Here is a 22,351-nt window from a genome sequence, read left to right as displayed (position 1 = left end):
AACGGCGGGCGGGGCGGGATGTGTTCCGCGGTCGCGTCATACGCCGACACAGACGGGAAGGCCTGCACGGACGGGAGGCGGGAGTGCGTCGCGCCGCGCGCGCATCATGCCCGTCGCACCAATCGCGCGCGGTCAGCCCGCGAGCCGCTCGCGGATCCAGTCGCCGATGCACTCGGCGAGCAGCCCGGGCGCCTCGTAGGGCAGCAGGTGGCCTCGCCGCGGGATGACGCGGAGGGCTTGGGCGTCGTCGTCCGGGGAAGGAATGCCTGGGGACGGAATGCCTGCGGACGGGCGCGGGTGCAGCGGGTCGCGCTCGCCGCAGAGGAGGAGCGTCGGCACGTCGATCCCGTCCGCGAACATGGGGACCGTCGAGCCGCTCGCGGCGGCGAACGTCTCGAGGACGACGGCGCGGTCGTGGAACGTGCCCGCCTGCCGGCGGTGCTCGGCCCCGATCCAGCGGCGCAGGCCCGGGCTCCGGACGGAGGCGAGCATCCCGCCCGTCAGCGAGGCGACGGCGCGGCTCGCCAGCAGCATCGTCCCGATCCGCTCGGGGAGCAGGGCCGCGAGCCGGTAGTAGCCGCGGGCCGCCGCGGTGGCGATGCGGCGGGGCCCGTCGAGCGGCTGCGACAGGATGGGGTTGACGAGCACGGTGCCGCGGCATTCGGCGCCGCGGGCGATTGCGGCGGCGGCGATCACGCTGCCGAACGAGTGCCCGAGCAGCACGGCCGGGCCGCCGATCCCGCGGGCCAGGGCGTCGAGCCAGTCGCCGTAGCCGGCGGCGTCGTGCCGGCCCCGTAAGGGCGCGGATTCGCCGCAGCCCGGAAGATCCGGCACGAGGACCCGGAATCCCTTCGCGGCGAGGGCTCGCGCGAGCGGGTCGAGTCCGTAGTGCGTGCCGCGGAAGCCGTGCACGGCGAGGATCGCGGCGGAGCGCTCGGGGCCGTAGTCGAAGACGACGGTCTCGCTCCCGTCGACCTCCCGCACGATTCGCCGGGGCGATTCGCGGCCCGGATCAGCGCGCACGGCCGCCGCCCGGGGAGCGCTTCCGCGCATGGGCTTCGATGGCGAGCCGGTAGAGCAGCTCCGCCCGCTCGGAGAGCGCGCTCTGGAGGAATCGATCGGTGGGCGCGGGCCGCGACCGGCGCCGGCGGTCGAGCCGGAGGAACTCTTCGATCAGCACCGCGAAGGAGCCGACCGCGGTGTCCGCGGCCGCGAACCGGAGGGGCGCGGGGAGGTCGCGCGCGAGCGTCCGATCCCGGAGCAGGGTCGGGGTGCCGAGCGACGCGGCCTCGTAGGCTGTGAGCCCCTGCGTCTCGTAGCCCACGGAGCTCTGCACGACGGCTTCGGCGTCCCGCATCGCGGTGAGCGCGGCGAGGTGATCGACGGCCCCGAAGAACCGGACCCTGCCGCCGAGCCCCGACTGCTCCGCGAACTGCCTGCAGCGGGCGGAATCGGGGCCCGAGCCGTAGACGTGGACCTCGGCGTCGTGCCGGACTCGGGCGAAGGCGGCGAGGAACTCGTGGAGCCGCTTCTCGCGGCTGATCCGACCTGGCCACACGAGCACCGGCCGACCGCGGCGAGGCCTCCGGAACCTGCGGAGGACGTCGATCGTGGGATCGTCCACGCCGGTGGGCAGCACGTGGATCTCCCGCGCCACACCGTACCCGCGAAGGCGATCCGCGAAGTGCTCGCTCGGCGCGATGAGGGCATCGGCGCGCTCGGCGAAGGCGGTCGCGTACTCCGCCACGCTCCGGATGGGGCGCCCCGCCACGTATCGCTGCTGGGCGGCGAAGAGCAGCCGGAAGCAGGCGCGGGGGAAGGGCATGATCGCGGGCAGCCCCTCCTCGATGTTCGTGTGCATGGTGTGGACGATCGGCAGCTCGTGGCGGTCCGCGAACCGGTAGCCGTTCCAGGCTCCCCACACGTCGGCCTGGACGTGGACGAGGTCGACCGGGGGCAGGCGCGAGAACTCGGCGTCGATGGCCGTCGCGTACCGGTCCCCGGCGAGGCTGAACGAGTGCTCTCCGACCTGTCTGGCGCGCAGGATCACGTCGTGCGGGCGCACGTGGCCGGGGTTGGCGACGTGGCGGGAGTCGGGCGCGCAGACGGTGACCCGGTGGCCGAGCCGTTCGAGGTGCGTGCGCTGCAGGGCGATCGAGGTCTGCAGTCCGCCGAGCGTGCCGGGGTGCTGGTCGCTGAAGAAGGCGATGCGCATGCTGCTCCTGGTCGAGGGTGTGCGGGATTTCGCGGGTGTGCGGGGGCTCGAGGCCGGGATCACTCGCCGCGCGCCGGCGCGGCGAGCACCTGGCGCAGGACCGGCCTGGTGCTCCCGACCCCGAGCCGGATGAGCAGCAGCCCTGCGAGGAGGAGTACGCCCACGCCGACGAGGAACAGGGGCGCGGTGACCGCGGCGATGATCACGAGCCAGAACGCGACCGCCACGGCGATGCCGACGGCGCCGATGACGGCGACGCGGGCGGGCATGGCGACGCGGATGCGGCGGGCGCGGTCGAGCTGGTCGAGCGGCATGCCCAGCCGGTCGAGCGCTGTGTAGAGGTCGCGCCGCTCCACGATCGAGGCCGTCTGGGTGATCGCCACCTGGCAGGCGACGACGAGGAACGAGACGGCGGCCATGGCGATGAGCATCGTGCGGGCGTCGGCGAAGAGCAGGAGCTGATCGCGGGTCATGATCTCGCGGCTCTTGCTCCCGCGGATCATCTCGAGGTAGCCGAGCATGCTGCCTGCCGGGACGAGGACGAACGAGGCGAGTGCGAGCGCCGAGACCCCTCGCCAGGCGGACCGCGGATCGTCGAGGACGCCGCGCATCGCGATCAGGGTCGCGGCGTCCTGGGTGCGGGCCGCGCGGCGGCGGGCGACGAGCGTCACGAGGAACGGGCCGACCACCCCGAGCACCGCCATCACGGCGACCACGGCGGCGGCGATGGCGCCGATGATCACGACGACGCCCCATCCCGGCGAGACGGTCTGCATGACGAGCACGGCGGCGCCGACGACGAGGAGGGCCGCGACGACGCGCAGCACGCTCATGCGGGGCTGCTGCTGGCGCATCCGCACGCCGAGCGGGGAGACGACGACCCGACGCAGCCCGAGCGCCCCGCTCGCCGTCGCGATGCCGATGAGCGCGGGCGGGATGGCGACGACCAGCCACCACGGCAGCAGGAGGTCCTCGGGCGCGAGCGGCCGTCCGTACACGCTCAGGAGGCTCAGCGCCCAGGGGAGCGGGATGGCGAGCAGGGTGCCGAGCGCGACGCCGATGGCGGCGATGAGCGCGACCTCGGCGACCGCGATGCGGCGGACCCGGCCCGCGGTGGCTCCGAGCAGCCGGAGCGTGGCGAGCCGATCCTCGCGGCTGCGGACCGCGAGACGGGCGGCGGCGGTTCCGAGGGTGATGAGCGGCACGAGCAGCAGCCCGGCGAGCGCGAGGGCGAGCACGCGGTACCCGATCTCGTCGGCGGGCACCCGCCAGAACACGGCGACGAGAGCGGCGACGGCGAAGGTCAGGAGGGTCGTGACGCCGGCAGCGATCAGCTGCAGCCGGACGACGACTGCCGAGCCCCGGCGCGGGCGCACGAGCATCCAGGTCGCGCGGCCGCTCGTCTTGCGACCTCTCGTTTTGCGGCTGCTCAGCGCGGGTCGGCTCGTCCCGGGTCGGCTTGTCCCGGGTCGGCTTGTCCCGGTTCGGCTCGTCCCGGTCCGGCTCGTCCCGGTCCGGCTCGTCTCGCGGCTGTCGGTCGCGAGGCCGCTCATCGTGCTCTGGTTCATCGTGCTCTCGCTTGTGGTGTTCTCGCTTGTTGTGCTCCCGCTTGCGGCGCTCTCGCTCGTCGTGCTCCCGCCCGTCGTGTCCTCGTTCATCGCCCGGCCTCGATTCGGCCGTCGTGGAGGCGCACGGTGCGGTCGCAGCGTGCGGCGACGCGCTCGTCGTGGGTGACGACCACGAGCGCGCGGCCGTCCTGCCCGCGCGTCTCCAGGAGCGCGCCGAGGACGCCGTCCGCGGTGCGCGAGTCGAGGGCGCCGGTCGGCTCGTCGGCGAAGACGATCGACGGCTCCGTCGAGAGCGCCCTCGCGATCGCGACCCGCTGCGCCTGCCCGCCGGACAGCGCGCCGATCCGCCTGCCGCCGAAGCCGCCGATGCCGAGTCGCCCGAGCAGGTGCTCGGCGCGGGCCTCCGCCTCGGCGCGGGCGGTGCCGGAGAGCAGCAGCGGCAGTGCGACGTTCTCCGCCGCGGTGAGCTCGGGCAGCAGGAGGCCCTGCTGGAACACGAATCCGAAGCGGCGGAGCCGGAAGCCGGAGCGCGCGGCGTCCGGCAGCGCGGCGAGGTCGTCGATGCCCTCGCCGTCGGTTCGGCGCACGATCACCGTGCCCGAATCCGGGGCGAGGATGCCGGCGAGCACGTGCAGCAGCGTGGATTTGCCGGATCCGCTCGGGCCCATGACGGCCACCGCCTCGCCGGGGGCGAGCTCGAAGGTCGCGTCGACCAGGGCGCTGGTCTGTCCGAACGTCTTGCCGACGCGCTCGGCGCGCAGCAGCCATCCGGAGCTGCGGGTGCAGGGACTGCCGCCCTGCGGGCTGCGGACGGGAGTGCTCATCGTGGGGCTCCTTGCGTTGCGGTGGTTCTCGTGGGTGTCGCCGATCGGCGGTCATGGGTGTGCCGGCCGTCATGAGTGCGTCGGCCGTGATGGGGTGCGCGGACCGTCGCTGTCGTGCGGCGGTCGTCGTCGTGCCGGTACCTTGGCGCATCGGCGGTTCGGCGTGATTTGCTGTTCTTGCTGTTCTTGCTGTTCGAGCTGTTCTGTTCGGCGCGATTCGCCGATGCCTGCAACGCTAGGAATCGCGTCGGGGGCGGGGGCACCAGCCGTGGGTGGGATTCGATGGAGCCGGCGGAAACGGCCTCCACCCGCGGGTGGTGGTCCTGCCGGGCGGAGTCGCCTAGCGTCGGTATCGACGATTCGTGGCGATGCGGCACGAGGTTCTTCGGCGGGATGCGGTCTCGCCGTCATGCGACGAGCCGCGGCATCGCGGCCGAGAGGAGGCGAGTGTGCACATCGAGCCCGCGCCGCAGGTGCCGCAGGAGCGCCTCCTGCGGCGCTCGAGTATCGCGGAGTGGTTCGGCCGTCGGCCGAGGATCTTCGACGTGCTCGCGATCGTGGTGTGCACCGTCCCCACGGTCTTCGTGCTCGTGCTGAACCGACCGCCGTACGTCTGGCTCGGTTTCGCGTGCGTGGCCGCGATCGGCTTGGCGCTGTGGTGGCGGCGTTCGCATCCGGCGACGGTGCTGGTGGTCGTCGCCGCGCTCGCCGCGCTCAACCCGGTGGCCTGGACGGGGACGAGTGTGGCGTTCTTCGAGAGCGACGTCACGGTCTACACGCTCGCGTCCCGGCGCCGGCTGCGCACCGCGATCCTCGGCTATCTCGCCGGCGAGGCGGTGATCTTCGCGGTGTCCGTCGTGCTGATGCTCCTCGGCCTGCGCGAGCAGGGCGCCAGGGTGCTGCTGCAGCCGGGCTCGCTGGTGGCGCTCGCGATCGGGATCGCGGTGCGCGCGAGCCGTGCGCGCCGGCTCGCGCTCGAGGAGCTGATCGCGGCGCGGGAGGAGCGCGCGGCCGCGGCGGAGCGGGCGCGGATCACTGCGGAGATGCACGACGTGGTGGCGCATTCGGTGACGGTGATGGTCGCGCTCGCGGGCGGGGCGCGGTCGGGCTGGGAGAAGCATCCGCAGCGGGCGCGGGATGCGCTCGAGCAGCTGGGCGAGGTCGGCTCGCAGGCGCTCGAGGAGATGCAGCGGATTCTGCGGGTGCTCCGGGACGGCGACGGCAGCCTCGACGTCGATCTCGAGCGGTCGGGGCACAATCTGCCCTCGCTCGAGGAGCTGGTCGAGGGGTTCCGGTCGGCGGGGCTGCCGGTCGTGCTGCTCGGGGGCGAGTCGGAGCTGCCGGGGGATCCAGCGCTGCGCACCACGGCCTACCGGATCCTCCGCGAGTCGCTGACGAACACGCTCCGGCATTCGGCGGGTGCGACCTATGTGGAGGCGGTCGTCGAACGGGACGGCGGGAATCTTGTGATCGCGGTCACGGATAACGGAAGGCCGAAGGATTCGAGCGAGCGCTCCGGCGGGGTCGGTCTGCGGGCGATGCGGGAGCGGGCGGAGGCGTTCGGCGGTGCTTTGGAGGCAGGTCCGGTGCCCACTGGCGATGGAGCGCCGAGCACCGGGTGGCGTACGCGCGCGGTGCTGCCGCTTGGCGAGGGGGATCGGTGATGGGGGAGTCGAGATCGGTCATCCGCGTGGTCGTGGTGGACGACCAGCCGCTCGAGCGGGCGGGCATCGCGCTGATTCTCGATTCGGATGACGGCATCGAGGTTGTGGGCGAGGCGGAGCGCGGTGAGCTGGGCGTGGAGCTGGTGGACCGGTGCGGTCCCGATGTGGTGCTGATGGATGTGCGCATGCCGGGGATGGGCGGCATCGAGGCGACGCGAATGATTGTCGAGCGGCATGCGGGGGCGAGGGTGATCGTGTTGACAACCTTCGACCTGGACGAGTACGCGTTCGGCGGACTGCGGGCCGGGGCGAGCGCGTTCCTGCTCAAGAGCATCAGGCCCGAGGCGCTGGTCGAGGCGGTGAAGACCGTGGCCTCGGGCGCGGCGGTGGTGGCGCCGCGGGTCACGGCGCGGCTGCTGGAGCATTACGTCCGGGGAGACGAGCCGCAGCCCGTGGAGGGAGCGGGATTCGGAGGACGGAAGGGATATTCGGAGGAGGAGCGCCGTGCCCTTGCCGATGATCGGGAGGCGCCGGAGGTCCTGGAGGCCCGGGTGGCGCGGGAGGCTCGGCGGCAGGCGGTGCTGGGCTCGTTGAGTCCGCGTGAGCGGGATGTCTTCGAAGCGGTGGTGCGCGGGTCGACCAATGCCGAGATCGCCGTGGAGTTCACGCTCGCGCCGTCGACGGTGAAGTCGCATATCAACTCGATCTTCGCGAAGCTGCATTTGCGCGATCGGGTGCATGCGGTGATTCTGGGTTATGAGTTGGGCGTTGCGCCCTAGCCTCCGGAGTCATGAGGGGCCTCGACGCGGTGATCGAGTGAGGTGCCGTTGATCCGGTGGCTTGAGCGTTGGGGCGTGAATTCACCGGATGACACACGCCCCCGATGCGTGGAGCGGGCCGCCAACGCGCGGGGAAGCGGTTGGCGTGCAGGCCAGCTATAGCGATAGCGACGCGCTATCGGGCAGCGGAAGCCGGGGGTTCGGCGGATGGCCGAGAGGGCGAGTTAGAACGGCGGCGGGTCGTCTCCCGGCGGTGCAGAGGCTGGCTGATGCCTGGTGTTTCGACGCATATGGCTGCGCACTGTGTGGCGTTGATCGCGGGAGTCCCGTTCTGCGCGCTGTTGTTCCGTGTGCTGTCGGTTCGTGCGCTGATGTGCCGCGTGCTGATGTGCTGCGTTCTGGTGTCCCGTGTGTTGCCGTCCCGGATGTTGACGTCCCGAGGGCTGCTGTCCTGCGTGTTGCTGGACCGGGTACTGCGATGGTTCGGCGTGGTATCGGTCGGCATGCTGCTCGCCGGCGCGGTGGCGTTGTCCGGTGTGGCGGAGTCCTGGGGCGACGTGGTCTTCGTATTCGACGAACCGCTGCCCGGTCGGCGACACCCACACCATCCGCCCGGGACCATCCTGCTCCAGCACCCACCCGGCCTCACGCATCGTGTGATGCCCACGGCATAGCACGGCGAGGTTCTCGTATTTCGTGGGCCCGCCTGCGGCCCAGGGGGTCGTGTGGTCGATATCGCAGTCCTTCGCCAACCGGCGACAACCCGGGGCCACGCAGGTCACGTCCCGGATCTGGAGTAGTCGGCGCAGCGCGGCGGGCGGCCGGTAGGTCTCCGCGGTCAATGGGGTGCCGTGGACCGGGTCGGTGAGGACCCGGTACCAGGTCGCCGTGTCCCCGCAGAACTCGAGGGCGGTGTGGATCGGGATCGGGGTGCGGCCGGCGAGTTCCGCAGGGCCCGTGAACGCGGTCAGTGGAATCGGGTTTCCGGGAGCGTTCTGCTCGGCTTGTTTGGGCTGTCCGGTGATGGGCGTCGTGGTCGTCTCGTGGATGGGCATCGTCGTCGGACCGCAAGGGGAAAGGCCGGAGGAGTCGACGTCCGTGGTCGTCGGGGGAGTGCCGGTGGCGGTCATGTGCGCGGCGAAAGCAGGCGTGCTCACGCTGGTGCTCACGCTGGTGCTGGTGTCGGGTCGTGTATGGGCGGTGTCGCTGTCCTGCGCGACGGGACTCGGCACGGTTGCGACCGGGTCGACTGAGGCACTCATGGTCGTTGCGGTCGTTGCGGCTCGGTCTGCGGTGATCAACGAGATCGCGGGTACCGTGATCGCAACGGTCGCTTGGATTGGTTTCGCGACATGGTTCGGGGAGCCCGGGGCGATCTGCCCGGTGAGGAGCAGGTCCGCGAGCACGTCGGCGCGGGCCTGGTCGAAGGTGCGTTCCTCGTCCGGATGCTGGTCTGCGCCGTGAAGTTGTTTCGCTGTCTGGGTGAGCCGGTCGAAGATCCCTGCACCCACGACTGCGGGCAACAACGCGGAGAGCTGGCACATGCCGTCGGGCTCGTCCTGCACCCACACCCGGCGGTCGTCCTGCGCCTGGCGAAGACGCTGCTCGGTTTCCTCGGGTTCCAGGTCCGCCGCGACACGCTTCGCATACACCCGTAACCGGCCCGGGGTGGTTTCGAGGGCTTTGGCAACGACGAGTTCCTCATACGCGCGGATCGACTCGGGACGGGTGAGGCCGTCGCCGCAGCGCTCGATCACGCGTACGTGCCCGGTGCTGATGGCGCCTTGCCCCCAGGCTTCGGCGGTGCGGGGATAGCGCGCCTCCAGGGCGGGTGCTGCGTTGAGCTTCGCCGAGACCGTGCGGTCACTGGTGCGGGTAACCGCACCGATCTCTGCCGCGAGGGACTTCAGTTCTTGCTCGAACGCGTCAGGGCCGTGGCCGGCGGTGATCTCCCGGCAGTGCTCATACGAGGCCGCCAACAACTGGGCTTCGAGGGCTTCCGCGGAAGCCCGAAGTTTTGCCGCGTGACCGAGGGCGTCCAGGAGCAGTCGCCGGTTGTGCATGGCTGCCGGGGTGCGGGTACCGCCCTTGAGGTGTTCCGGAGTCCCCACAGGGCGAGAGGAAGCGCCCTGGCGGGGCCGGTCATTCCCGGAGGCGTTGCCTGCGCTGCTACGGGCGTTGGCGGGAGAAGTGCCACCGTCTGAGGTGGGTGCATCCGTGGTGCCAGTGGTACCCGTGTTGCCCGCCGCGCCTGCGGTGCCGGCGCCCGTGGTGCCGGTGTTCGTCGTGGTCATCGTCCCACCCCCTCGCATACGGTCTGCTTGCCTGCGGTATTCGTGCATTCATTCTACTACGCGGGTCGCTGTTTTCTTCGGGCTGTGGATAACCCCGCAGCGACTTCAACCCCGCGTGTTCCCGCCCGCGCAGCCGCCGCCGCGCTGCCGTCCCCGTGGCGTTTGCCGGCCGGTATTCCGGCGTACTTCCGGAGGGATAACAGCGGGTTCGGGTCCATGACTGCAGTAGACCACGACCCACCGACATCCCCGACTTGGGGGCAGGTAGGCCTCGACTCGGCAGGTGAAGGCCGTATGAGTTCGCAGGCAGGTCGAGTCGAAGGTGCGGGGGTACCGGAACCCTGCGGCGCAGATGCGCGCAGATTGCCAGTGCCGAATGCACCGGCCCGCTCGCTCGCGGTGCTGGTGGTGATGGCGAGATCGAGGACGTGCACGTGCCGGATCGATCCACGTGCACGCGGCACTGGTCGGGTTTATCGGCATCATCATGGTGGGCAACGCGACCGGCCAACGCGCACGCGACGCCGGCGGAGATGCTCGCGGCGATAACTCGGCGAGGCGCACCGAGGCTCGAGAGTGCGACCGGTTTCTGAGGTGGGGACCATGCCTCGGCCTGTTTCAGCCCGGTCCAGCCCGGTCCCGCCCGGCTCCGGTCTAGTCCTGCGACGGTTCGGGTGCCGCCGCGAGCACGGCTCGGATCGCGCTCAGCCGTTCCGCGTAGCGCCCCGCCGAAGCCTGAAAGGCCCGCTGCTCCCACTCGTCGAGCACGTGCTCGAGCAGCATCGTCGCGCGTTCGGCCCAGAAGTGCAGCGCGGGGTGGATGCAGCCCGCGATCTTGAACTGCGCGCAGGCAGCGGCGACGAACGCATCCGCCTCGCCATGCAGGTAGCGGATGTGCATCGCATCGGCGTCGAGCCACTCGACGATCTCTCCCTGCCCGCTCTCCCAGATGTGCTCGGGCACGTAACCCCAATCGGCGAGCATCGACGCGACTAAGCCGGGAGCATGCTCGTCGTCGCCGCCTTCCCGGTAGTACTCCTCGAGGTTCCGGAGCGTGTCGTTGCCGTCGTCGCCGCCGAAGGGCGCGCGAGGGTCGCCCTCATCCCAGAACCAGCCGGGCGCGGCCCTCGTGTAGGCGGGATGGCTCGTCTTCGGGGAGAGCCCCTCGCCGTCGAGGTCGTCGAAATACGGCGGCGTCGCCTGCGGGTTCATGCGGCATAGCGTATCCGCCGAACGCGCCGCATCGGGTTCATCGACGGGAACCCGGATGGCGAAAAGACGGGAACCCGTAGAGCCGAAAGTAAGGGTAGCCTTACTTGATGGCTCTGCGAACGAGTCGCCCGACCCGAGTGCGGCCGGGGCGCCACTCGTTATCCGGAATGGCTCCTGCGCGAGCCGCCCGGCGACTCCGGAGGCATCGCCATCTCACGTCCCCCGACCCGAAGGAACCGCTGCACGTATGTTCAGGATCGCTCCCCGTCTCGCCGCGCATCCGCACGTATCGCCGTCGCACCCGATGACGGGCCCTCGACCCGCTGCGGAGGGACACGGCCATGGCGCGGATTAGCGCCGCCGACCCCGCCGGCCTCGGACGGGGAGCGCTGACCCGCCGGCTGCCGGTGTTCGGGCAGGCCGCATCCACGCCGCCCGCCGTGACGCCGTTCGAGATCCCCGAGGGCATGAGCGCACCGCGATTCCTGCTGCGGGTGCTGCTTTCCGCGAAACGGCTGACCGTGCCCGCGGCCGTGTTCTCGATGGCGCACCAGATCGGCGAGGCGATCGTGCCGGTCATCGCCGGCGCCGCCATCGATCGCGCGCTCGCAACCGGGGCCGGGATGCCGCTCGTGTTCTGGCTGCTGGTGCTGGGCGCGAACTTCCTCATGCTCTCGCTCTCGTTCCGATTCGCCGCGCAGATGACCGACCGCGCGGCGGAGATCGTGCAGCACCGTCTCCGCGCGACGCTCTCCCGCAGCATCCTCCATCCCGAGGGAGGCGCCGCCCGCGGTCCCGGCGGCGAGGTGGTGTCGACGATGACGAACGACGTGGCCCGCGTCGGCATGCTGGGGCTGACCGTGTACCCGATCGGCGAACTCGCCGGAGTCGTCTTCATCGCCGTGTCGCTGCTGGTGATCCACTGGCCGCTGGGCGTGGTCGTGCTCGTGGGGGCACCGCTGGCGGTGCTGCTGATGGGGCGCTTCAGCCGCAGGTACGCGGCGGCGAGCCGCGAGTACCAGACCCTGCTGGCCGGGGCCGTGGGTCGCGCGACCGACCTCGTCACCGGCTACCGGGTGATCAAGGGCGTGCGCGCCGAGGCCGAAGCCACGCGCCGCTACCGCGAGGCGAGCACCCTCACGCGGGACGGCGCGTACCGCTCGGTCGGCGCGCTCGGCCGCTACCTCACCGGCAGCGATGCGCTGAGCGGCGCGTTCATCGCGGGTATCGCAGGGCTCGCCGGATGGTACGCGATCAGCGGCGAGCTCAGCGTCGGCGGGCTCATCGCCGCGGTCGGGCTCGCGCAGGCGCTCCTGCCGCCGATGCGCATGCTCACCGGCAACGCGGTGCCGCTCTGGGCGGCCGGAGTCGCCTCCAGCGGCCGGATGCTCGAGCAGCACCGAGCCGCCGCGGCATCCGCGGAATCCTCGGCCGAAGAGCGGGAGGAGGCAGACCTGCAGGATGCGGCACAGCAGGATGCAGGCCGGCAGGATGCAGGCCGGCAGGGCGCAGACCGGCAGGATGAGCCGCGGCGTCAGGACGAGCGCAGCGGGGATACTCCGGCGCCTGGACCGTCCGGCGCGCCGCCCGAGCTGCTGCTGTCCGTGCCCGGGCACGAGCCGATCCGGGTGGAGCCCGGCGCGCTCGTGGGGCTGCGCGCCGACGACGCGACGGCCGCGCGCATCGCGCACGCCCTGCTGCATCCGAATCACGGCACCGGAATCCGGGTGCGGGTCGACGGCGAGCCCGCCGACCGGCTCGCCGACGCCGAATACCGCGCGTCGATCACCGTCGGCTCGCATCACGCCGTGCTCTTCAGCGGCTCGATTGCGGAGAACCTCGACCCGGCGGCGGGCGGCGGCGACCGCATCCGCCGAGCGGTGGCCGCCGCGGCGTGCGAGGACTTCCTCGACGTCGCGGGCGGCATGGACGCCTCGGCGGGCGAGATGGGCAACCGCTTCTCGGGCGGTCAGCGCCAGCGTCTCGCGCTGGCGCGCGCCCTCGCCGCCGACGCCCCGGTGCTGGTGCTGCACGATCCGACGATCGCGGTCGACTCCGTCACCGAGGCGCGGATCGCCTCGCGGATCCCGGATGCGCGCAGGGGCCGGTCGACGATCCTCATCGCCTCCTCGCCCGCGCTGCTGAACGCCTGCGAGCGCGTCGTCGACATTCGCGGCACCAGCATTCGCGACACCGACATCCACGACACCGAGGAGGTCGGATCATGACGCACGGGCTGCCCGTATCCGAGGGCAGGCAGACCTGGCGGGAGGTCTGGCGGACGAGCCGGGGTCACCGCCTCCGGCTCCTGCTCGTCGTCGTGCTCGGCATCGCCAGCGCGGCCGCGGGGCTCGTCGCGCCGGCGGCGATCGGCTACCTCGTGGACCGCGTGCACGACGGCACCGGCGACCTGTCGACGCTGCTCCGGGTGGTGGCGGCCATGATCGCCGCCGCGATCGCGGGCGCGGCGGGATCGGCGCTGACCACGGTGCTGGCCGCCCGCACGTATCACGCGATCCTCGCCAGGCTGCGGGAGCGCCTCGTCGAGCGGGCGATGGCCCTGCCGCAGCACACGATCGAACGCGCGGGCACCGGCGACCTCGTGTCGCGCACGAGCGACGACGTCGCGCAGATCGCCGACGCCGCGCCGTCGATCATCCCGGCCTTCACCACGACGGGCTTCACGATCGCTGTCACCCTGGCGGGCATGACCGCCCTGGACCCGTGGTTCGGGCTCGCGCTCATCGCCGTGCTGCCCGTCTACGGCGTCACGATGCGCTGGTACCTGCGGACCGCTCCGCGCATCTACCAGGCGGAGCGCGCCGCGATGAGCGACCGGGCGCAGCAGCTGCTGGAATCGCAGCGCGGCTACGACACCGTCGTCGGGTTCGGGCTGGGGCGCCGCCGCCACGAGCGGGTGCTCGAGGCCTCGTGGCAGGTGGTGCGCTATTCGCTGCGGGCGCGCACCGTGCAGAACATGTTCTTCGGGCGCCTCAACCTCGCCGAGTATCTCGGCATGGCCGCGATCCTGCTCGCCGGATTCTGGCTCATCGACGCGGGGCTCTCCACGGTCGGGGCCGCCACGACGGCGATGCTGCTCTTCCTGCGGCTGTTCGGCCCGATCAACCATCTGCTGTTCGTCGTCGACGTGCTGCAGTCGGTGGCCGCCTCGCTGAACCGCATGATCGGCGTCATCCTCGCGCCCGTCGCCGAGGGGAGCCCGGCAATGGGAGGCCCAGACGCGGATGAGAACGAGCGGGATGCGACGGCGCGGAGGGATGCGTCCGGGGAGCGCGCCGCGGTCCGCCTGCGCGGCGCCGTCTTCGGCTACGACGAGGGCCGCCGGGCGCTGGACGGCGTCGACTTGACGATCGAGCCCGGACGGCGCGTCGCGGTCGTCGGCGCCTCGGGGGCGGGGAAGACCACGCTCGCGGCCGTGATCGCCGGCATCCACCCGCCCGACGCGGGCACGGTCGAGCGCCCCGAGCGGACCGCCGTGATCAGCCAGGAGGTGCACGTGTTCGCGGGGACGCTGCGGGAGAACCTGACCCTCGCGGCTCCCGGCGCCGAGGACTCGGAGATCGAGGCGGCGCTCGAGGCCACCGGCTCGTCGGGACTGCTGGCGCTGCTGCCCGCGGGCCTGGACACGCGGCTCGGATCGGGCGGCCGCGAGTTGACGGCCGCACAGGCGCAGCAGATCGCGCTCGCGCGCGTCGTGCTCGCGGATCCCGAGCTCGCGATCCTCGATGAAGCCACGGCCGAGTCGGGCTCGGCCGAGGCCGGCCTGCTCGACCGCGCCGCGGATGCGGCGCTCGCGGGGCGCACGGGGATCGTGATCGCCCATCGGCTCAGCCAGGCGGCGGCGTGCGACCGCGTCCTCGTGATGGCCGAGGGGCGGATCATCGAGGACGGCGCCCACGACGAGCTCGTCGCGTCCGGAGGCGTGTACGCGCGGCTCTGGGAGGCATGGGCGGCCACGGCGGAGCCAGCCGGCCCGGGGCGCTGACGCCGCCGGCGGGAGTAGGGCGAGGCCCGCCGGAAACGGCGACCGGGCGCCCGAGGGATCGGGCACCCGGTCGTGGTGGCGCGGCTACTCGGCCAGCTTGCCGACGGGGGAGTCGTCGATCTGCCGGGCGGCCAGCTCGCGGAAGGAGTCGGGGGCCTCGGCCACCGGCTCGAAGGTGACGCCGCCGTCGGGCGTCCAGACCATGTTGCCGCGCAGCTCCTCGCGCTGCTCGGGGAAGTCGGAGCGGTTGTGGCAGCCGCGGGTCTCGCGGCGCTCGAGCGCGCACTCGAGGGTGGCGCGGGCCGCGAGCATCGAGCCGTAGAGGTCGAAGGCGTGGGCGAGGTCGTCGAAGCCCGCGATGTCGGGATGCGCGGTGAGGTTCGCGACGCGCTCCTCGAGCTCGTCGAGCTTGGCGAGACCGGCCTTGAGGCCCTCCTCGTCGCGCACCACGCCGGCGTGCTCGGTCATGACGTTGCGCAGGCTGCGCTGCAGCAGGCGGGGGCTCTCCTGGCCGTCGCCGGTCAGCAGCCCCTGCATCTCGGCGCGCGCCTCGGCGACGGCCTCGGGGTCGCGGCGGATCTCGGTGAGCCCGGTCACGTACGCCGCGGCGTCGCCGCCGGTGAGCCGCCCGTAGACGAGCAGCTCGATGAGCGAGTTGCCGCCGAGACGGTTGGCGCCGTGGAGGCCGCTCGCGGCCTCGCCGATGGCGTACAGGCCATCGACGCCGGTGCCGTGGGTCTCGGCGTCCACCCAGACGCCGCCCATCGAGTAGTGGGCGGTGGGCGCGACCTCGATCGGCTCCTTCGTGATGTCGAGCATCTGCAGGTCGATGAGGGTGCGGTAGACGCGCGGCAGCTTGCCGAGCACCTGCTCGCGCGGCAGGTGCGAGACGTCGAGGTACACGCCGCCCTTCTCGGTGCCCCGCCCCTCGGCGATCTCGGTGTAGTTCGCGAGCGCGACGCGGTCGCGGGTGGAGAGCTCCATGCGCTCCGGGTCGTACTTCTCCATGAACCGCTCGCCGAGGGCGTTGCGGAGGATGCCGCCCTCGCCGCGCGCGGCCTCCGAGACGAGCGTGCCGGCCGCGTCGGAGGGCTCGAGCAGGCCGGAGGGGTGGAACTGCACGAGCTCGGCGTCGCGGATCTTCGCGCCCGCGAGCGCCGCGAGCCGGAAGGAGTCGCCGGTGTTCTCGTCCCGGCGCGAGGAGGTGTGCCGCCAGATGCGGTTGTGTCCGCCGGCGGCGATGATGACGGCGTCGGCGTGGATCACGACTGGCGTGCCGTCGACGATGTCGAAGCCGTAGGCGCCGAAGATGCGGCCGTCGCTCTCGAGGAGCCGGGTGATGTAGACGGTGTCGATGATGGGCACTTGCAGCTCCTGCGCGCGGCGGAGCAGGGTGCGCTGGATCTCGAGGCCCGTGTAGTCGCCCGAATAGCAGGTGCGGCGGTACAGGTGCGCGCCGAAGAATCGCTGGCTGATGCGGCCGTCCTCCTCGCGGGCGAAGGGCATGCCCCAGCGCTCGAGGTCCTCGATGCCGCGGGCGGCGTTGCGGGTGACGATCTCGACGATGCGGGGGTCGGCGAGGAAGTAGGACTCGCGCAGGGTGTCCGCGGCGTGCTGCTGCCAGCTGTCCTCGGGGTCCATCGTGCCGAGCGCGGCGTTGATGCCGCCGGCCGCGAGGGTCGTGTGGGCGTCGTGCTTGCGGCGCTTGCCGACGGCGAGCACCTGGATGCCGCGCTCGGCGAGCTCGATCGAGGCGCGGAGTCCGGCGCCGCCGGTGCCGATGACGAGGACGGAGGTGGAGATGAGACGTTCGTTGACGCTGCTGGATGCATTCATGCGCTCCACGCTAGGGAGCCCGACTTGATTCTTCTAATGAATAGTTCTCATCATCACGATGCGTTTAGGCTATCGACATGAATCTCGAACAGCTCGCCGGCTTCGCGGAGGTGGCGCGCACCGGGCACTTCACCCGTGCCGCCGAGCGCCTGCACCTGGCGCAGCCCTCGCTGAGCAGGCAGATCGCGACCCTCGAGCAGGAGCTCGGGGTGGATCTCTTCCACCGCGCCCGCGGCAACGTGACGCTCACCGCGGCGGGGGAACGGCTGCTGCCGCTCGCGAAGCGCATGCTCGCCGATGCCGCCACGGCGCGGAGCGAGATGGCCGAGCTGGCGGGGCTGAAGCGCGGCAGGGTGCGGCTCGGCGCGACGCCGACGCTCTGCACGAGCCTGGTGACGGAGGTGCTCGTCGAGTTCCAGGCCCGCCATCCGGGGATCGACATCGAGATGCTGGAGCGGGGATCGCGGAGCCTGATCGAGGCGCTCGTGGAGGGCTCGCTGGATCTGGCGATCATCGTGACGAGCGTCTCCTCGGGCACCGCGAGGGCGGTCATCGAGCGCGAGCCGGTGCTGAGCGAGCGCCTGGTCGTGGTGTCTTCCGCGGTCCGCGAGGATCCGTTCGGCGGCGGTCCCGTCGGCCTCGCCGAGCTGGCGGGCGTGCCGCAGGTGCTCTTCCCGAAGAACTACGATCTGCGCGCTGCGGTGGACCTCGCGTTCCGGGAGCGGGGGCTCGAGCCGCGGATCGCGGTCGAGGGGGTGGAGATGGACGCGGCGCTGCGGTTCGCGGAGCGGGGCATCGGCGTCGCGGTCGTGCCCGCGATGGTGACCGTGGGCAGGCCGCTGCTGCGGGTGACGCCGCTCGCCGACGAGCGGCTCACCCGCACGGTGAGCGTGGCGCGCCGCACCGACATGACGCCGACGCACTCCGGTTCGGCGATGCGCGCCCTCATCCGGGAGGTGGCCGAGCGCTTCACCGGCCCCGGGGCGACGGCCGAGCACCTCGTGAGCCCGGCGCGCTAGCCGGCCAGGAGCGTGTGACCGCAGAGTGTTATGTTGACCGGGTCCAGGCCGCGAAGGAGCGGCAGGCTCCGCCGTCGACCTGGTGTCGAGCCCGCGCGCAGCGGGCGGATCCGAACAGAAGGGCAGAGCCAGATCATGAACAGAGTCGAGGGCAAGGTCGCCATCATCACGGGCGCGGCGAAGGGGATCGGCGAGGCCGCGGCGCGTCTTCTCGCCGATGAGGGCGCGAAGGTCGTGGTCACGGATGTCGATGCGGCGGCCGGACGGGCCGTCGCGGACGCGATCGACGCCTCGGGGGAGAACGCGCTCTTCCTCGAGCACGACGTGGCCGATGAGGGCGCGTGGGCGAGCGTCGTCGAGAAGACCGTCGAGAAGTTCGGCGGGCTCGACATCCTCGTGAACAACGCCGGCGTGGCGTCGACGGCGAGCGTCGAGGTCGAGACGCTCGAGAAATGGCGCTGGCTGCAGTCGATCAACCTCGACGCCGTGTTCATCGGCACGCAGGCCGCCATCGGCGCCATGAAGGACAGCGGCGGCGGCTCGATCGTCAACGTCTCGTCCATCGAGGGGCTCGTGGGCGATCCGAACCTCGCGGCGTACAACGCCAGCAAGGGCGGCGTGCGCATCTTCACGAAGTCGAGCGCGCTGCACTGCGCGAAGTCGGGATACGGCATCCGTGTGAACTCCGTGCACCCCGGCTACATCTGGACTCCCATGGTCGAAGCGGTCGCGGGCGAGGGCGGCGATGTCGATGCGGGCCGCGAGGCGCTCGTCGCCCTCCACCCCATCGGCCGGCTGGGTCGTCCCGAGGAGATCGCGAACGGCATCCTGTTCCTCGCCTCGGATGAGGCGTCGTTCGTCACCGGGTCGGAACTCGTGATCGACGGCGGCTACACCGCGCAGTGATCGTGATCGCGGGGCTCGGGCGGATGGACGGGCCCCGCACCTTCACGCGAGCAGCATGGCGGCGGCCGCGGACGCGGCCCAGACCAGCAGGAGGACGACGGCGTCCCGCAGTCGGGGCGGCACGGCGTCGTGCACGGTCCGCCGTTCGTGCTCCCCGAACCCGCGGGCGTCCATGGCGATGCTCAGCTCGTCCGCGTGCCGGAACGAGGCCATCAGCACGGGCACGGCGAGTTTCAAGAGCAGCCGCGCGGTGCGGAGCGGGCGGCCACGCGCGCGGAGGCGCGCCAGCGAGCCCGCGGCACGCAGGTCCCGGCGGATGAGCACCGCGAATCGCCCGCCGAGTCCGAGGACGTCGGCGACCCGGTAGGGCATGCGGTACCGCTCGACGAGGGTGTCGCGGAGGACGGGCCAGCGGACGGCGGCGGACGTCGCGACGTAGAGGAGCATGATGGAGACGATGCGGATCGCGCCGCGGAGGGCGACGAGCGCCCGGTCGTCCGCGCCGTGCAGCGACAGCGCGAAGCCCGTCCAGAGCACTCCCGTCGCCGCGGCTGCGAGGAGGAGCACGCGCAGCGCGAGCCGAGGATCCCGCAACGCCGTGGCGAGGAGGGCGACGGCGAGGCAGAGCAGCCCGAAGCGGAGGTCGCGCGCGAACAGGATGCACACGATCGCCGGCAGCGGGAGCAGCAGGACGGCGATGGGGTGCACGAGCGGCGCCCGTCCGGCTCCCGTCATCCTTGCGGCACCGCCGTCAGTCGCCCCGCATCCAGCTCGATGCGATGCGTGGCCACCGCCGCGAACGCCTCCGGATCGTGGGTCGCGATGATCGTGACCCGGTACCGGGATCCCGCGGCGACGAGGCCGAGCACGAGCTCCGTCCCTCGACGGTCCTGCGCGCTGGTGGGCTCGTCGAGCAGGACGAGCCTCGGCTCCGCGCGGGCTCCGCTCGCGATCGCCGCGGCGACCGCGAGCCGCTGACGCTGCCCGCCAGACAGCCGGAGGGGGTGCGATGCGGCATGCCGCTCGAGACCGGCCTCCTCGAGCAGGCGCGAGACCCGCTCGGCGGTCGTCGCGTCCCGGCGGGCGGATCCCGCCGCGAGGGCGCTGCGGATCTCGCCGGCCACCGTCGGGGTGAGCGGCAGATCGCCCGCCCGCTGCGGCGCGGAGCCGATGCCCCGGCGGATTCGAGTGCGCCGGCGCGGGTGCACCCGGCCGCGGGAGAGGCGCACCTCGGCGGCGAGCAGCCGCAGCAGGGTGGACTTGCCCGCGCCGTTGTCGCCGCTCAGCACGGCGACGGCGCCTTCGGGCAGGTGCAGATCGATCCCGTGCAGGATGCGCACGCCGCGGACCGACACCTCGGCCCCCTCGAGACGCAGCGCCGTCCCGGCGCTGCCGGGATCAGCGGTGCCGGGAGCGGCTGCGCCGGGAGACGCGACGGATGACGGCCGCGATCCTCGGGGCAGCCGCACTCCGAGCCGATCGATCCGCGACCGGTGCTCCCGGTAGACGCGATCCGGAGCGCCGTCGAGCACGATCCGCCCCTCGTCGAGCACGAGCAGCCGATCCGCGCGGGGGAGATGCGCATCGGGCCGATGATCGATGGCGATGATCGTCACGGACCGCGAGCGGCGGATGCGGTCGAGCGCCTCGCCGAACCGCCGCGCGGCCCGCGCATCCAGCGCGCTGGTCGCCTCGTCGAGCACCAGCACCGGGGCATCGAGGACGAGGGCGGCGGCGAGGGCCAGGCGCTGCTGCTCGCCGCCCGAGAGCGACATCGGATCGCGCTCCTCGTCGAGGTGGTCGAGTCCGACGAGACGCAGCGCCTCTCGGGCGCGGGCGGTGCCCTCGGCCGCCACGACGAGCCGATGATCGAGTCCGGCGCGCACCTCGTCGAGCACGCTCCCGCGGAACAGCTGCACGTCCGGCCGCTGCCAGACCGCGGCGACGGCACGGCCGCGCTCGGCGGCGGGCTCCTCGGCGATGTCGCGGTCGAGGACGCGCACCGAGCCCGACAGCTCGGCACCGGTCGCCTCCTCGAGCACGCCGATCACCGCGAGGGCCAGCGTGCTCTTCCCCGACCCGGTCGGGCCCGCGACGAGTGAATAGCTGCCGGGTGCGAACTCCGCGCTCAGGCCGTCGAGGACCCGCTCGTGCCCGGGGTAGTCGACGCGCAGATCGTGGACGGCGACGGCGGGGATCAGCGCGGGCTCCCGGCCGAGGGCGAGGTCGTGCTCTCAAGGCGTCGGGCCCGGCGGGGACCGCCCGGGTCGAACCCGGCCCGCAGCAGGCCGCGCACGACGGCGAACGCCAGCCACCCATACAGGATGCCCGCGACGATCCGCACGACGAGGCCCAGGACGATGAGCCCGGCCGGCAGCGCGAGGAACTCCTGAATCGTGAAGAGCGTCGCGTAGCTCATCCCGCCGGTGAGGATCCCCGCGGTGACGGCGAGCCACAGCTCGGCGCGGTCTCCGACCGGGGCGATCGCGCCGCGCCGGCGCCGCCGCACCGCGCGGCCGACGAGGAAGACGGCCTCCACCACCACTCCTGCCATGAGCGACATCGCGCCCACCCCGGCCACGGTGCCGATGAGCGCCGTCAGCACTGCTGCGCCGGGACGCTGCACGAGCAGCGCGGCCACGATGATGAAGGCGAACCACGGGATGAGCGCGGAGGGCGAGCCCAACCACGGCGCGACGGCGAGCAGCAGCATCCCGATGAAGCGGGCGAGGTGCAGGACGGCCGCCGTGAAGGCGCCGAGCACGACGCAGACGAGGAGCGAGCGGGTGGTGTAGCCGAGGAAGGCCTGGCGCATGGAGGTCCGTTCTCGAAGAGGCTGGCGTGGTTAGGTTAGGCTGCCCTCAGAATACTGCAGTCGCCGCAGCGGAGAGGAGCACCAGCGTGCCGGATGACGAGGGCCTCGAGGAGGTCGTCGGCGCCGCTCGGCTCCTCCGGACGGCGGACGGCCGGGCGCTGCACTACCGGAGGCTGGCACCACGGACGCGAGCCGCGGCTCGCGGACCCGTCGTGCTGTGGGAGGCAGGCATGGGAACCCCCGGGCTCGTGTGGTCGCCGCTGCACGCCGCGGTCGCGGAGCGGGCCCCGTCGATCCTCTACGATCGGGCGGGGCTGGGGCGGAGCGACCGCGATCCCGAGCCGAGGACCCTCGCGCGCCTGGCCGACGACCTCGCTCGGCTCATCGACGGCGCGACGAACGGGCCCGTCGTGCTCGTCGGACACAGCTGGGGCGGCCCCGTCGCCCGCGTCGCGGCCGCCCTGCGTCCCGGCCGGGTCGCCGGCATGGTGCTCGTGGACCCCAGCGACGAGCACCTCGACCTGCCCGTGGCAAGGGGTGGACGCAGGCGGATGCTGCAACGGGCGATGGGATCGCTCGCCATGCGGAGCCGGCTCCGCGCGGCGGCCCGCGGGTCGTACCCGCTTCCGGCGCCCGTGGCACGGGCGGTCCGCGCGCAGGCGCTCGGCCGGGACGCCGAGCGAGCCGAGGCCGCGGAGTTCGCGCACTTCCGGAGCGGCCTGCAGGAGCTGCGGTCGACGCCGCCCGATCTCGACGGCATCCCCGTCACCCTCATCTCGGGGACGAGGCCCGCGCGGTCCGCCCGCGCGCGGACGAGGCGGGAGGCCATGGTCGCCGCGCACGAGCGCACCGCGGCCGAGCATCCGCCGATCCGCTTCGTCCGAGCCGAGCGCTCGGGTCATCTCGTGCCGCTCACCGAGCCCGAACTCGTGCTCGCCGAGGTCGGGAGGCTCTTGGATCGGCTCGCGGATCGCCGTTAGTCCCTCCTCGAGCGCGGGCACGATGCGATGAGTGGAGTGGATTACGGATCTTTGGGAGGCTCGTGCCGTGAAGAGGGAGTGCCCGACGCGAGAACCAGGGGGAACAGCGGGTGCAGATCGAAATGGTATGAATCGCCGAACCGATCACTCACTGAGCAGATGCGTACACCGGACTAGATGTACCCGGTCAGGAGGTTGGTCGTACTCGGCTGGTCGGTGGGTTACCGCCGAGG

General features: G+C 72.3%; 17 protein-coding genes. 7 read left to right on the top strand and 10 right to left on the bottom strand.

The features are described 5' to 3' along the window. Window positions 1-132: 132 nt before the first annotated feature. The 4 genes from FM112_RS15330 to FM112_RS15310 all read right to left on the bottom strand — a co-directional run bounded on the left by FM112_RS15330 (window position 133) and on the right by FM112_RS15310 (window position 4,607). Window positions 133-1,023 (bottom strand): alpha/beta fold hydrolase, encoded by an 891-nt coding sequence (locus FM112_RS15330; protein ID WP_176386870.1) that lies wholly within the window; start codon window positions 1,021-1,023, stop codon window positions 133-135. After that, window positions 1,013-2,215 carry a glycosyltransferase gene (locus FM112_RS17330; RefSeq protein ID WP_176386869.1) on the bottom strand — a complete coding sequence of 401 codons (1,203 nt, stop codon included), beginning with the start codon at window positions 2,213-2,215 and terminating at the stop codon, window positions 1,013-1,015. The genes FM112_RS15330 and FM112_RS17330 overlap by 11 nt, the downstream gene beginning before the upstream one ends. A gap of 59 nt (window positions 2,216-2,274) precedes the next feature. Then, window positions 2,275-3,591 (bottom strand): FtsX-like permease family protein, encoded by a 1,317-nt coding sequence (locus FM112_RS15315; protein ID WP_176386868.1) that lies wholly within the window; start codon window positions 3,589-3,591, stop codon window positions 2,275-2,277. Window positions 3,592-3,869: 278 nt separating this feature from the next. After that, window positions 3,870-4,607 carry an ABC transporter ATP-binding protein gene (locus FM112_RS15310; protein WP_087009178.1) on the bottom strand — a complete coding sequence of 246 codons (738 nt, stop codon included), beginning with the start codon at window positions 4,605-4,607 and terminating at the stop codon, window positions 3,870-3,872. A 449-nt stretch (window positions 4,608-5,056) separates the two neighbouring features. Here FM112_RS15310 and FM112_RS15305 point away from each other — a divergent pair, with 449 nt between their 5' ends. After that, window positions 5,057-6,271 carry a sensor histidine kinase gene (locus tag FM112_RS15305; protein ID WP_176386867.1) on the top strand — a complete coding sequence of 405 codons (1,215 nt, stop codon included), beginning with the start codon at window positions 5,057-5,059 and terminating at the stop codon, window positions 6,269-6,271. Next, entirely contained in the window at window positions 6,271-7,050 is a 780-nt protein-coding gene (locus FM112_RS15300) for a response regulator transcription factor (RefSeq protein WP_087009175.1), read from the top strand. Before FM112_RS15305 ends, FM112_RS15300 begins: the two co-directional genes overlap by 1 nt. A gap of 224 nt (window positions 7,051-7,274) precedes the next feature. Here FM112_RS15300 and FM112_RS15295 read toward each other — a convergent pair whose 3' ends face one another. Both FM112_RS15295 and FM112_RS15290 read right to left on the bottom strand, forming a co-directional pair. Continuing rightward, window positions 7,275-9,344, bottom strand: coding sequence for a DUF222 domain-containing protein (locus FM112_RS15295; protein ID WP_176386866.1), 2,070 nt, complete (start codon window positions 9,342-9,344; stop codon window positions 7,275-7,277). A gap of 654 nt (window positions 9,345-9,998) precedes the next feature. Next, window positions 9,999-10,556 (bottom strand): hypothetical protein, encoded by a 558-nt coding sequence (locus tag FM112_RS15290; RefSeq protein WP_087009170.1) that lies wholly within the window; start codon window positions 10,554-10,556, stop codon window positions 9,999-10,001. A gap of 341 nt (window positions 10,557-10,897) precedes the next feature. On the opposite strand from FM112_RS15290, the gene FM112_RS15285 reads away from it, so the two are divergent. Both FM112_RS15285 and FM112_RS15280 read left to right on the top strand, forming a co-directional pair. Further along, window positions 10,898-12,784, top strand: a complete 1,887-nt coding sequence (locus FM112_RS15285) for an ABC transporter ATP-binding protein (protein WP_087009168.1) — start codon at window positions 10,898-10,900, stop codon at window positions 12,782-12,784. Next, the gene (locus FM112_RS15280; protein ID WP_087009165.1) at window positions 12,781-14,562 is read left to right on the top strand and encodes an ABC transporter ATP-binding protein; all 1,782 of its coding nucleotides are present in this window, start codon (window positions 12,781-12,783) and stop codon (window positions 14,560-14,562) included. Before FM112_RS15285 ends, FM112_RS15280 begins: the two co-directional genes overlap by 4 nt. Before the next feature lie 84 nt (window positions 14,563-14,646). On the opposite strand, the gene FM112_RS15275 is transcribed toward FM112_RS15280, so the two are convergent. Next, complete coding sequence (locus FM112_RS15275; RefSeq protein WP_087009163.1) at window positions 14,647-16,398, bottom strand: L-aspartate oxidase; 1,752 nt, start codon at window positions 16,396-16,398, stop codon at window positions 14,647-14,649. Between the two features lie 77 nt (window positions 16,399-16,475). On the opposite strand from FM112_RS15275, the gene FM112_RS15270 reads away from it, so the two are divergent. Continuing rightward, complete coding sequence (locus FM112_RS15270) at window positions 16,476-17,417, top strand: LysR family transcriptional regulator (RefSeq protein ID WP_087009161.1); 942 nt, start codon at window positions 16,476-16,478, stop codon at window positions 17,415-17,417. Window positions 17,418-17,552: 135 nt separating this feature from the next. Continuing rightward, complete coding sequence (locus FM112_RS15265; protein ID WP_087009159.1) at window positions 17,553-18,323, top strand: glucose 1-dehydrogenase; 771 nt, start codon at window positions 17,553-17,555, stop codon at window positions 18,321-18,323. Between the two features lie 42 nt (window positions 18,324-18,365). Here the strand turns inward: FM112_RS15265 and FM112_RS15260 are convergent, their stop codons facing one another. The 3 genes from FM112_RS15260 to FM112_RS15250 all read right to left on the bottom strand — a co-directional run bounded on the left by FM112_RS15260 (window position 18,366) and on the right by FM112_RS15250 (window position 21,138). Continuing rightward, entirely contained in the window at window positions 18,366-19,058 is a 693-nt protein-coding gene (locus FM112_RS15260; protein WP_087009157.1) for an energy-coupling factor transporter transmembrane component T, read from the bottom strand. Next, window positions 19,055-20,455, bottom strand: coding sequence for an ATP-binding cassette domain-containing protein (locus tag FM112_RS15255; protein ID WP_254910540.1), 1,401 nt, complete (start codon window positions 20,453-20,455; stop codon window positions 19,055-19,057). Before FM112_RS15255 ends, FM112_RS15260 begins: the two co-directional genes overlap by 4 nt. A 65-nt stretch (window positions 20,456-20,520) precedes the next feature. Continuing rightward, on the bottom strand, window positions 20,521-21,138 hold the full coding sequence (locus FM112_RS15250) for a hypothetical protein (protein ID WP_087009153.1): 618 nt from the start codon (window positions 21,136-21,138) through the stop codon (window positions 20,521-20,523). 86 nt (window positions 21,139-21,224) lie between these two features. Between FM112_RS15250 and FM112_RS15245 the strand changes: the two genes are divergently transcribed. After that, the gene (locus FM112_RS15245) at window positions 21,225-22,118 is read left to right on the top strand and encodes an alpha/beta fold hydrolase (protein ID WP_087009151.1); all 894 of its coding nucleotides are present in this window, start codon (window positions 21,225-21,227) and stop codon (window positions 22,116-22,118) included. The last annotated feature ends 233 nt before the right edge of the window (window positions 22,119-22,351 follow it).

The organism is Gulosibacter sp. 10, assembly GCF_900163695.1.
In the GTDB taxonomy this organism is placed as follows: domain Bacteria; phylum Actinomycetota; class Actinomycetes; order Actinomycetales; family Microbacteriaceae; genus Gulosibacter.
The sequence above is the reverse complement of the archived record's forward strand: the minus strand, read 5'-3'. Positions and strand labels throughout refer to the sequence as shown.